This window comes from Massilia atriviolacea (assembly GCF_003953935.1).
Classification (GTDB): domain Bacteria; phylum Pseudomonadota; class Gammaproteobacteria; order Burkholderiales; family Burkholderiaceae_D; genus Telluria_A; species Telluria_A atriviolacea.
This window is the reverse complement of the sequence record NZ_RXLQ01000017.1, coordinates 1-11,509: the sequence shown is the minus strand read 5'-3', so window position 1 is coordinate 11,509 and position 11,509 is coordinate 1. Positions and strand designations below refer to the sequence as shown.

Annotated in this window: 9 protein-coding genes and 1 pseudogene; 7 read left to right on the top strand and 3 right to left on the bottom strand. The window is 62.8% G+C overall.

Annotated elements, in window-relative coordinates; genetic code table 11:
* Positions 1-20: 20 nt before the first annotated feature.
* From EJB06_RS25085 to EJB06_RS25075, 3 genes are all read right to left on the bottom strand, one after another.
* Positions 21-1,412 carry a hypothetical protein gene (locus tag EJB06_RS25085; protein WP_126076765.1) on the bottom strand — a complete coding sequence of 464 codons (1,392 nt, stop codon included), beginning with the start codon at positions 1,410-1,412 and terminating at the stop codon, positions 21-23.
* A gap of 40 nt (positions 1,413-1,452) precedes the next feature.
* On the bottom strand, positions 1,453-1,716 hold the full coding sequence (locus tag EJB06_RS25080) for a PAAR domain-containing protein (RefSeq protein WP_126076764.1): 264 nt from the start codon (positions 1,714-1,716) through the stop codon (positions 1,453-1,455).
* A 76-nt stretch (positions 1,717-1,792) separates the two neighbouring features.
* Positions 1,793-2,632 carry a M15 family metallopeptidase gene (locus tag EJB06_RS25075; RefSeq protein ID WP_198420914.1) on the bottom strand — a complete coding sequence of 280 codons (840 nt, stop codon included), beginning with the start codon at positions 2,630-2,632 and terminating at the stop codon, positions 1,793-1,795.
* 211 nt (positions 2,633-2,843) lie between these two features.
* Between EJB06_RS25075 and EJB06_RS25070 the strand changes: the two genes are divergently transcribed.
* The 7 genes and pseudogenes from EJB06_RS25070 to EJB06_RS32065 all read left to right on the top strand — a co-directional run bounded on the left by EJB06_RS25070 (position 2,844) and on the right by EJB06_RS32065 (position 11,489).
* Complete coding sequence (locus EJB06_RS25070) at positions 2,844-3,872, top strand: hypothetical protein (protein WP_126076763.1); 1,029 nt, start codon at positions 2,844-2,846, stop codon at positions 3,870-3,872.
* 279 nt (positions 3,873-4,151) lie between these two features.
* A complete protein-coding gene (locus EJB06_RS25065; protein WP_126076762.1) occupies positions 4,152-7,025 on the top strand; it encodes a type VI secretion system Vgr family protein in 2,874 nt (957 codons plus the stop codon).
* 445 nt (positions 7,026-7,470) lie between these two features.
* Positions 7,471-7,779, top strand: a pseudogene (locus EJB06_RS25060) (DUF3304 domain-containing protein); the annotation flags it as partial.
* A gap of 410 nt (positions 7,780-8,189) precedes the next feature.
* Entirely contained in the window at positions 8,190-9,062 is an 873-nt protein-coding gene (locus EJB06_RS25055) for a DUF4123 domain-containing protein (protein WP_126076760.1), read from the top strand.
* 54 nt (positions 9,063-9,116) lie between these two features.
* The gene (locus EJB06_RS25050) at positions 9,117-9,551 is read left to right on the top strand and encodes a DUF3304 domain-containing protein (protein ID WP_164558038.1); all 435 of its coding nucleotides are present in this window, start codon (positions 9,117-9,119) and stop codon (positions 9,549-9,551) included.
* A gap of 2 nt (positions 9,552-9,553) precedes the next feature.
* On the top strand, positions 9,554-11,218 hold the full coding sequence (locus tag EJB06_RS25045; RefSeq protein WP_126076758.1) for a T6SS phospholipase effector Tle1-like catalytic domain-containing protein: 1,665 nt from the start codon (positions 9,554-9,556) through the stop codon (positions 11,216-11,218).
* Positions 11,219-11,348: 130 nt separating this feature from the next.
* Positions 11,349-11,489: a hypothetical protein gene (locus EJB06_RS32065; protein ID WP_164558037.1), complete on the top strand. Its 141-nt coding sequence runs from the start codon at positions 11,349-11,351 to the stop codon at positions 11,487-11,489.
* Positions 11,490-11,509 lie beyond the last annotated feature (20 nt).

The window sequence follows — 11,509 nt, the reverse complement described above, 5'->3', positions numbered from 1 at the left end:
AAACTCAGTTGAGAAAACGGTTACGACAGGACCGTCGCGGGCCGGACCAGGGCGGCGCAGCGACGGAAAGGATCTTCATTGCTCAGGCATAGTACAGGGGCGTTCAGTTTCGCGGCCTGCTGCGCGGCCACCGCCAGCGCCGCCACGAAGGGCACCGCGCCGCAGGTGCCGCTGGCGCTGCCGACCTGAAGCAGCTCGTCGTCGCCGTCGAGCTCCGGCAGCAAGCCGCCCGCCAGGCTCATCGCTTCCATGACGCGCGTGCTGCGGTTGCCGGTGTCGGCCACGATCAGCTTGACCTCGGCGGCCGGGCTGGCGGCGCGCGCCAGCACTTGCTCGGCCAGGACGCGCAGCACGGCGGCATCGGCGCGTTTGGCGCTGTCGGCCGACGCCTCGCGCTGGCCTTCGGCGCTGAGCAGCTGGACCGGTGGCTTGTCGTCGATCAGGGCGGCCTGGGCCGGGTCGGCCAGCAGCAGGGCGGCCGCGCCTTCGCCGGGCAAGCGGCCCTGGCCCTGTTTCGCGGTCAGCAGGGTATTCTGGCCGGCCCAGCGCGCCACGCTGGCTTCGCCGATGTGCGAGGCGCAGGCCACGACCAGGGCCAGTACCGGCTTGCCGTCGGCGCTCTGGCGCGCCAGGCGCTGCACCAGCGCGGCCGGGGTCGCCACGGAAGGATCGCCCGCCAGTTCCGGGTCGAGCGCGATGTGTTCGCGCGGCCAGCCGCAGCGCGCCACCTGCCGCGCCAGCCACAGGGCGGCGGCGCCGCGCTGGTCCTGGTGCCAGCCGGCCTGCCACAGCATCAGCAACTGCAGGGTCGGGAGCGGCACGGTGGCGCCCTTGGCCAGGGCGGGGTGGGCCAGCAGATGCCCGGCCAGCTCGCGCACCACGCCGGTGGCCAGGGTCAGGGCGCGCCATTGCTCCTCGTTGTACTCGAGCGCGGGAAAGCCGTTGTCGGGCAGCCAGGCCTGCATGTCGTCCTGCACGGCGGGGTCGTCGGCGCCTTCCACGCGCGCGCTCATCACCGGAAAGCCGTCGTCGTCGACCAGCTCCTTGTCCAGCGCGGGACGGATTTTCTGCTCGGCCAGCGCCTCGCCCAGTTCGGCCGCGGAGGCGCCGAAAGGCAGGTTCAGCGCGCTCGCCAGCACGCCCAGCGGCGGCAGGGGAGCCGGCGGCGGCGGTGGCGCGGGCGGCGGGGCGTCGGCCGCCACGGCCACGGCCGGAGCGGCGGCCAGCATGCCGATCAAAAACACGCCGAGCCAGAGCAGCAGCAGGATGGTGAGCGGCAGCACCAGCAGGTACAGCAGCAGGTCGCCGCTGTCGGGTGCGCGGCTGCTGTCGCGCCAGTACAGGATGGCGCCGGCCCAGGTCAGGCCGAACACCAGCAGAACCAGCAGGGAACGCTTGAAGGCGGTGCGCATCAGGCGCGCGCCGCCGGCTGGACGAAGAAAACCTGCGCCATCAGAGCAAGTCCACCGTGATCGACTGGCTCGGGATGAGCTTGGCGCCGCAACTGGTCTTGTCGCCGAAGCGCGCCACCGGGCGCCCGTCCACGATCAGGCTGTCGTCGCCGGTGGCGATATAGCCGTCGCCGTGGATGGGGCAGGTGATCTTGTCGAATTTGCGCGCGATCGGCAGGCCCAGCACGAAGCTGGCCGGGGCGCCTTCGATGACTTTGCCACCATGGGTGTGCGTGTCTTTCTTACGGATAAACGGTTTTCCCACACTATCTCCAACTTTGTTTGTTCACACTTTGTTCGTTGAACGCCGGCGCGCCGGCGATGCTTGCCTGCCGGGCCCCTCAGCGGCGCTTCATGACGCCGGGCAGGCGCAGTTCGGTATGTCCGAAGTCCATCATCTTCCAGCGTCCGCCCCAGGTCAGGCCGAGCGATTCGGCCACTTCGCCGTACAGCTCGTAGCCGCGCATGGCCCAGGGATCTTTTTCTGAAATGACAATTTTACCGTTTCGTACGAATGCGCAGTCCGCCGCCAGCCCGTACTGGTGCCAGCTCTGGAAGGCGGCCGCGTTGGTCACGGACGAGCCCATCGCGGCCAGCTTGTTCTGGCGCTCCGGACTGCGGTAGCCTTCCAGGATGGCCATATCGTAACCGTGCCGTTCTTTCATTATTTTAAACGCTTGCAGCAAGCGCTGCGTGTACTCCGGGTGCATCAGGGTCCAGTCGCGGCTGGCCGAGACGATCATCGGGCGTTCCTGCTCCACTTCGACGGTGGCGAACAGCATCGGCGGCAAGGGCGCCGGCGGCACCAGGTTTTCGCCTTCCAGCAGGCCGGCGACCTGGGTATCCATTTGCCGGCTCGATTCTTCGTAAGCGCTCAGGGTGCCGCCGCCGCTGAACACGGCCACCAGCGGCGGTACCGACAACAGCACCAGGGCGCCGCTCACCAGCAGGTAGTGGCGGCGCAAAAACTGGCTGGCTTCGCGTGCCGAATTGCCACTTGTTTGTCGTATCGCCGCAACACTTTGCCCTTTGGCGCGCGATACCTGTCCGAACCAGCCGCGTACGCGCGCATGCACGCGCGCCAGCATCGCGAGCGCAAAGGCGCGGCCGGCCGGAAACAGCACCAGGAAGCTGATCAGGCAAGCGAGCAGGAAGTACAGGGCGACTGCTAGGAACAGCACGGGAACCTCATCGAGACATTGAGAACAAAAAGTGCGATACTGACATAAAGGATTGCTTGGAAGTATATCTTACTGTTCTAGCAATTTGATAAATGCTTCGCTACTCTTTTGCACGCACTTGTGTGAGTAAACGCACTGTTGACATGTTAAAAAAGCTTCACGTTTTTTTTGAATAGCGTAAAGTTATGTAGAAATCAACAAGGAGCGCCCATTGCAACATCGTGACGACAAGCCGGCACCTGCCTCAGGCCGGCCCAGTTTACTTTCTACAGAGCAACAAGCGGAGGCGGCGCGCGCAAGCGCCGAAGCACGCCAGGCGGCCGAAGCGGCCGAACAAACCACCCTGCGCGCGAGCCAGGCCAAACGCAGCAAGACCGGCTTGATGGCCGGGGCCGCTGCGGTGGCCGCCCTGTGCGTCGGCGTCGGCGTGTGGCTGGCGATGGATAGCGGAAACACGGACGCCACGGCGCTGCGCGCCGCTCCCCCGGAGACGGCGGCGCCGGTTCTTGCGGCCAACGATGTCAAGCCGGCCGCGCCGGTTGCGGCGGTCGCGGCGGTCGCGGCGGCCGAGCCGGATGTGCCGGCCGACGCGATTCTCGCCCAGGTTGCCGTGCCGGCAGCGTCGGCGCCGGAGAAGGATCCCTCGCTCAAGGACATGCTGGACGCGCCGTCGGCGGCCGATCCGAAGTCGTCCGATCCCAAGTCGTCCGATCCCAAGTCGTCCGATCCCAAGTCGTCCGAAGAAGAATTGACCAAGCTGCTGGCCGGCGCGCCGGCCGAGTCCAAGCCGGTCGCGGCCAGGGCGCGCGCCGCCGCGCCTGTCGCAGCGGCGAAGGCGGGCGAGAAAAAGGCGCCCGCGCAGGCCAGGACCGGCGCCAGGGAGGGCGCGCCGAAGGCGCCGGCGAAAGCGGCGGGCAAGCCCGATCCGAAATCCAGGCCCGAGGCCAAGGCCGCAGCCGGGGCCAAGCCCAAGGCCGAGGCCAAGCCCGAGGCCAAGCCCGATCCCAAGGCCGACGATGCCAGCCTGCTGGCGGCGCTCAAGGCCCACTCGCAGGAGCGCGAAGGCAAGGAGGGCAAGGAGGCCAAGGCCGCCAGCACTGGCGCCGCGCCGACGTCGCTCAGGCAGTGCCGCCAGCTCAACGCCGCCGAGGCCGAGCAGTGCCGGGTCAGGCTGTGCGCGGGCAGTGCCAAAAATGAGGCCGAGTGCAAGGCGCGCCTCCCCGCCAAGGTGGCCGACTGAGGCCTGCCCGCGTTGCGCGTTCAGCGGCGGCCGGTTTGCCTGGCCGGGTGCGGGGCGTGTGGCTGCCGGACCCCGGCCAAGGTTGTGAAAACCGTAAACTAGCGTATCATGACGTGTTATTTTGACAAAATTGCTTGCCCTCAAGGCCGGCCGGGCCGTACTGATTTGTAAGGAAGACCATGCGTTTCACGATCCATCCGATTTCCAGAACGCGCCTCGGGCGCAGTTGCGGCGTTGACGTTCCCGCGCGCGCGCGCTGCCAGCGGATCGGATACTGACATGGCGCTCATCGACCGTTCCGCGCTGCTGCAAAAGGCAAGCGCGACCCTGGCCCTGTTTTCCAGCGACACCCGGCTGTACGGCCTGACCATCGGCGACGGCAAGGCCGACCTCGGCTCGGGCGGCCTGCTGGTCGAAGCCTTTTGCGCCGACGATGCGCTGCAGGGCATCGGCGGGCGCGACATCATCGTGGTCTCGACCGACGCCCACCTGGACCTGGCGCTGCTGCTGGGGCAGGCGGCCAAGCTGGACGTCACCCTGGCCGACGGCAGCCGCACCGTGTTCGCCGGCGAGATCAGCGAAGCGGCCATGCTCGGCAGCGAAGGCGGACTGGCGCGCTACCGCGTGCGCATGTCGCCGTGGATGTTCCGCCTGAGCCAGGTGCGCAACAGCCGCGTGTGGCAAGACAAGAGCGTGATCGAGATCGTCGACGCCGTCTTCGAGGCCTATGTGCCGGCGGCGCGCTGGCGCTGGAGCGAGGAGAGCGCGCCCTGGATGGCGCAGGCCGTCCCGCGCAGCTACTGCTGCCAGTACCGCGAAACCGACCTGGCCTTCGTCGAGCGCCTGCTCGGCGAAGAAGGCTTGAGCTGGCGCTTCGAACAGACCGGTGATGGCCCATGCATGGTGCTGTTTGCCGACAGTACCCAGCTGAGCGCGGTGCCCGACGACCAGCAAAGCGCAGCCGGCCATGGCGTGCGCTTCCATGGCGCGCGCGCGCGCGAGCAGGACGACACGGTGCAGGCGCTGCAGGCGCAACGCAGGGTGGCGGTCTCGCTCTCGACTGTGCTCAGCTACGATTACAAGGCCAAGCGCGCGGTCAGCGCGAGCGTGCCGTCGAAGCTGTTCAGCGGCAGCAAACTGCCGGCCCTGGAAAGCTACGACATTCCCGGCCAGTATTCCTACACCAATCTGGAACAGGCGCGGCGTTACGCCACCTTGCAGATGCAGGCGCGCGAAGCGCGCAGCCAGTTGTGGCGCGGCCGCTCGACCGTGCGCACCCTGCGCGCCGGCACCCGCATGACCATCCTCAACGGCCCGCTCCAGCAGGGCGCCGAGAGCCCGGCCTACACCATGCTGCGCGTGGTCAGCGTGGGCGTGAACAACCTGCCGTCGCCGGCGGTGCAGGCGCTGGCTGAACTGTTCGGCCCGATTCCCGAACTGCTGCAGGAGTCGGTGCGGCTCGATCCCGAGGACTTTGCGCTGGTGCTTGCCGAAGCGCGCAAATCGGGCTACGCGAACTGCTTCGAAGCGCTCGCCAGCGAGGTCGTCTGGCGACCGCAACTGGCCGGCAGCGACGGCCGCACCCATCCCAAGCCGACCGCCCAGGGCGCCCAGAGCGCCATCGTGATCGGCCCGGACGGCTCGTCCAGCCCGCAGGGCGCCGACGAGCTGTACTGCGACCAGTACGGCCGCGTGCGGATCCGCTACCACTGGCAGGAAGACGCCGGCGCCAATTGCTGGGTGCGGGTGGCGCAGCGCTCGGCCGTGGGCGGCATGGGCAGCCAGTTCCTGCCGCGCATCGGGCAGGAAGTGCTGGTTCAGTTCATCGAAAACGATATCGACCGCCCGCTGATCGTGGGCGCGCTGTACAACGGCCAGGGCGAAGGCGGGATCGTGCCGACCCCGGGCGGGCGGCGCGACGCCGACGAGGCCAAGGGGCGCTTCGAGCCGGCGCACGACCACGCCACCTCGGACCAGGGCAACCTGGCCGGCGGCAACAGCCCGCTCTGGCACGGCGCCTCGACCACCAGCGCCGGGCACCGCAACAGTGCGGCCCAGTGGGGCGTGCGCAGCAAGGAATTCGGCGGCAGCGGCTATAACCAGCTGCTGTTCGACGATACCGACGCGCAAGGCCGGGTGCAGCTCAAGGCCAGCCATGCCGGCACCGAACTGACCCTGGGGCACCTGATCCACAACGCCGACAATTTCCGTGGCAGCCTGCGCGGGGTCGGCGCCGAATTGCGCACCGACGCCTATGGCGCGGTACGCGGCGGCGCCGGTTTGCTGGTGTCGAGCTACCGCCTGGCGCACGCGGCCGATGCACGCGACCCGGCCGGCGACAACAGTGCCGGCATCGCCATGCTCAAGCACGCGGTCTTGCTGGGCGAAACCTTCAGCAAGGCGGCCAGGGAGCACAAGACGGTGGAATTCGGCGCGCACCAGGGACCGGTGCGCAAGGACGAGAGCGTGCTGGACGAGGACGCGGCGCCGCTCAAGGCCATCCTCAAGGCGGTCTCGGGCATGGTCAGCAATGCCAGCCTGAACGCTGCGCGCGACGATGCCGCCGCCAAGGTGACCAGGCCGGACGCCGACAAGCTGCCGCACGAGACCGATCCGGTGATCGCGATCGCGGCGCGCGGCGGCCTGGGCGTGAATGCGAGCAGCCATCTGCAGTTCAACAGCGGCGAAACGATCACCGTGATGAGCGGCCAGGACAGCCAGTTCGTGACCGAAGGCCAGTTGCGCATCCACAGCCGGCAAACGATCGGCATGCTGGGCGGCGCGGTTGAGCCGGGCGCGGACAATATGGGCCTGCAACTGATCGCGGGCAAGGGCATGCTCGACATCCAGGCCCAGTCGGACACCATCAAGATCCAGGCGCTGGCCGATGTGGACGTGTTGAGTACCAACGCGCACATCGACTGGGCTTCGCCGACCAGCATCAGCCTGTCGACCGCGGGCGGGGCGAATATCACGATTTCGGGCGGGAACATTGCGATCGGTTGCCCGGGGACGATTCTGGTCAAGGCGGGGATCAAGACCTTCGACGGGCCGGGGGGCGGGTCGTATCCGCTGCCGAAAATGCCGCGCGAAGTGTGTGTTGAGTGCATGCTCAAGGCAATGCAGTCTGGCAGCGCGCTTGCCTTGAAGTAGGGTGCCGGGCTCTATGTGATCTACATGCTGTCCAAGCTGCAGTATCAAGGAAAATCAAGGCCAGCCCAGGCTTGATGGGTGTCGGGTCGGCCGCCGGAAGGCAGTGCTTAAGTCGACGAGACGAGGGTTAGAAACTGCATACATGCGCGGAGATTAATTTAGGCGCAGTTTATAATGGACGATCCATCTCAGATTTGTTTTTCTGCCGGGCATGATCTGGATTCCACTAGCTGGATTCCACTAGATGCACTGAAATTAACGATGTGCGAGCGGCTGGGATAAAGCGACATCTGATACACAACCCTTCTCGGCTATTGGATGCGGAATGAATGAATTTTAGCGCTGCATATTTGCGAAAATTTTTCTTGATTTCCCTTGGTGCAGCGTTAGTGGCTTGTGCTCCTGAAGGGGCAAGTATGCAGATAGTTGGACTAATTATACGGATAAGCCGATGCCCGCATTCTCGGTAAATGGGTATCGCGCCGCATCAATAAGGGCTAATGGTGGTGGCGGATTTGCCTGCTGTATCGGCGTGCCTTTGCGTTGGAGAAAAGGGATGCAGGTGAACGTGAGATGGTCCGATAATGTAGATGATTTTGATACCTTTAAAGAAATATCGGTAGAGGTGCCCGAATATGGCGAGCAAGATTTGGGATTCCTCTCCGTTCATTTTTACCCAGACGGTTCCATCAAGGTGCTGGTTACCGATAAAACCGCTACTCATCCTGTTTACCCATATCCACGGCCAAATTAGCGGGAGTGAGGCGCAAATTATTGTGAGGTCGTTCCGATGAATGGATGTTGGATCCCGATTCGATGGCATGCTTGACTCTCAGGGGCCGATATTGGGGATCGGAAATGGTAATCAACGAACTTATTATTAATGGCTTGAGCATTATGAAATTCAGAAAAACATTCGACAGGAACGGCCGTTCGGACGATATGCAATGTTGACCGAAAAAAGCGAAGTAAGGCGCTCACGCTTGCGCCGTAGCCCAATCTTGCGCGTCGGGCAGCCGTGTGAGCGGCCTGAGCGACCGCTTCTGCAGCTCGGCGACGAGAGCCCAGCCTGCAACATGTTGCATGCGGTCGGCATGGAGGTGAACAACCTGCCGTCGTCGCAGGTTTACAGCGCGCCGGACGTGAAATAGGAATCCAAACCGTATGTATTTTGCACTTGATTCATGTGACCCTGCGCTGGTGCATGCTCGTGTTGCCGAACGTGTTGCTCAACGCCCGGACTTGCACTGGATGGCGCTGGTCGATGGCGCCTTCGACTTTGGCGCGAAGCAGCAGCTGGCCATCGGCGAGCGCTTTCCGATTTTTAACTTCGGCAATATGTTCGAAATGATGTCAGCCTCACCTTTTCTGGTGAACCTTGGAACCGGTGACAACTTGCGCCGCGACATTTTTACCCTGGCCAGGCATCGGGCCGAGCGGCCAATGCTCAGCTTTATCGGCAGCCGCAGCCCGCTGCCGCAGGTGCGCCAGCATCTGCAACAATTTGTCGAGGTCAAAGAAGAGGATGGGCAGGAGTTCATTTTGCGATTCGCCGATACCCGCATTCTTGCTTCATTGCCGGAATGCCTGTCCCCGGTAGCCTGGGCTGGTTTGCGCTGCCCGGCCGAGGAGTGGCTGTACGTCGACCGCCATGGGAATCTGGCCGCAGCGGCGTTGCCGAAGGACGGTTCCGATGCTCCGCTGCCGTTGACGCTGTCGCATGCGGAAGTGGCCCTCCTGGTAGAGAAAGGCGAGCCGGACGCGGTGATCAATGTGCTCGCAGGCGATCACATCGAACTGCTCCCGCTGGCTGACCGAGCGCTTTTTTATGGGCGTATCGCGGGGATCTGCGGGTTCGCCAGGCGCCACCAGGTCGATGCGTTCCCCGATGTCGTGGCGCTCGCGGTTTTTTTCCTTGCAACAGGAACGGATCCCGCAGCGGACGAAGGCGTGCTTGCCCTGATGCGCAGCAGGCAGTGGGAGTCCGGACGCCTGATCGATCGATTGAGTGAATTGGTTGATGATGACGTTGAATAATCCGGGCCTCATGTGCGTGACGCTCCGCAGCAAGCTCATGATGGGAGTATGGCGATGAAGCGTATTCATGAAGTGTGGCTGCGCTGGTGCCTGTTCGTCGTTGTCGGGCTCTCTCTGACCGCGTGTGAGCCGGAAATTACTCACATCGAGTTGTGCGGCTTGAACTACACCAGCAACCATATCGGTTTTTTTGTCAATGGCGCCGCTGGCGCCGACATTACACCGCATGCCGGTGGCGGTGGCTTCGTTTGCTGTGTCGGTTTGCCAAAACGCTGGCGCAAGGGCTTGCAAGTGACAGTGCGCTGGCGCGACGACGAACAGCATCCCGATGTATGGAAAGAGAAAATCGTCGAAGTTCCCAGGTACGAACCGAGCGATATCGGCTTTTTTGCGGTGCACTTTTATCCCGATGATTCGATTAAAGTTCTTGTAACAACAAAGATGGCGGGATATCCAGGCTATCCTTATCCCCGTCCGCCGAAGGAATAAACATGACAACAGTCACCCCCAAGCTTTTCCCTACGGGCGGATTACGCGCGCTCTCAGCCAAAGAAACCTTGCAACGGGCAAAGGCGATGAATTGCAAGATCGCGAAATCGAGTAAGCCGAGTTGCACCGGCCAGATCTTTGTCGGCATTTTTTTCGATGGAACGGGCAACAACCGGGACAACGATTTTAAAAAGCCGGCAGAGGCGGCGCGAAAACACAGCAATGTGGTCAAGCTGTATCACGCCTACAATGACGATGCGGCCGCCGGTTTTTTCAAGTTTTACATACCGGGTGTCGGCACGCCATTTCCGGAAATTGGCGATGACGCTGCCATGTTTGGTGGCCCATTCGCCTGGAATGGCGAAAACCGGGTAATCTGGGCATTTACGCGCCTGCTGAATGCGCCGCACTTGTACGTCAACAACACGCAGCTGATGGATGATGCCAGGTCCAAAACCATCACCAACAACATGGCATCGATGTTCACGCCACCGGCACACCGGCGACTGGTCTTGCGTACATGGCAGGATAAACTCAAGCAAGCCTTGAAGAACAAGAAGCCCGAATTGGAACTGATTACGCTATCCGTTTTCGGTTTCTCGCGCGGTGCGGCCGAAGCACGTGCGTTCTGTAACTGGCTGTTCGAGGTGCTGGAGTACAAAGACGGTGGCTGGCAGCTTGGCGGGATTCCATTTCGGCTCGACTTCCTCGGCATTTTCGACACCGTGGCGTCGGTCGGGATTCCCAATTCTTTACCAGATCTCCTGATGGAAGGCCATCAGTCGTGGGCGGACGGCAATATGCAGATTCATCCGGCGATCGAACAATGTGTTCATTTCGTGGCGGGGCACGAAGTGCGGGCGGCATTTCCCCTCGATTCGGTGCGTATCGAACAGGCCTATCCGCCGAATGCGCGCGAAGTGATGTATCCCGGCGCCCATTCCGATCTGGGCGGCGGTTATGCGCCTAACGCGGTCGGTATTTCAGCAACGGTGGCGGACCCGCTCGCGATCATTCCGGGTGCGAATATGTATCAGGACGCGCGGGTGGCCGGGGTGGCACTGAACTCGTGGAGCAGATTGCCGACCTGGCAGCGCGCCGACCTGACCCCGGCGACGGAAACTGTCAGGAGTTTTAACGCGTATATGAAGTCCGCCGGTATTACCTCGGGGCCGGTGGAAGACGTCCACCGCAGCTACATGGCTCCCTACCTGAGTTATCGCTTCAAGTACCGCAATGACAACAGCAAACTGCCTTTTTACGTGCGCGCCAACGCCGCCGACAAATCGTACATCGCGATCACCAGCGAAACGTTCAACGCGCGCCTGCAAAGAAAATTTTCGGCATATCCGATACGGCCGAACGACCCGAAATATTCGCTGACCGATGCGGCGGACATGCAGAGGAAGCTTGCCAAGGCTGCCGGGCTGGAGGCGCAGGACCGTAACGATGGCAACCTGCAACAGCTTTACCACATGGCCAGCCTGATCGACTACTCAAAAATCACTCCGGCGATGGAGGAGTTTTTCGGCAATCATGTTCATGACTCGATGGCTGGTTTCATCGGCATGGGGCGCCCGACATTCTTTGAAAATAGTACGGATGAGTACAAGGTGAATGGCCTGGGTATTTGGCGGTTCAGGAAAATATTCAACAAGAACGGATAACGCCGACGCGAATGAAATTTCTTTTCCCGCATCGCGGGCGGCATCGGCCGGGTAGCGTGACGAACCTGGCTGAAAACGGGGGCGAGACGGGCGTTGCCCGTCGTCTCAAAAGCTGATCGGAAAAAGCCCCATGATGGCACCTGAAACCAAGCTGGCATTGCGCGCGCTGTTTAAAAAGATTGCCTTGGTTTGCGTACTGCTGGCTCTCGTCACCTGCTTGTGCATTTATTTCATCGAGAACCATCACATTCAGATGCTAGGGAAACGCTGATCTAATCGATTTTTGAGCCG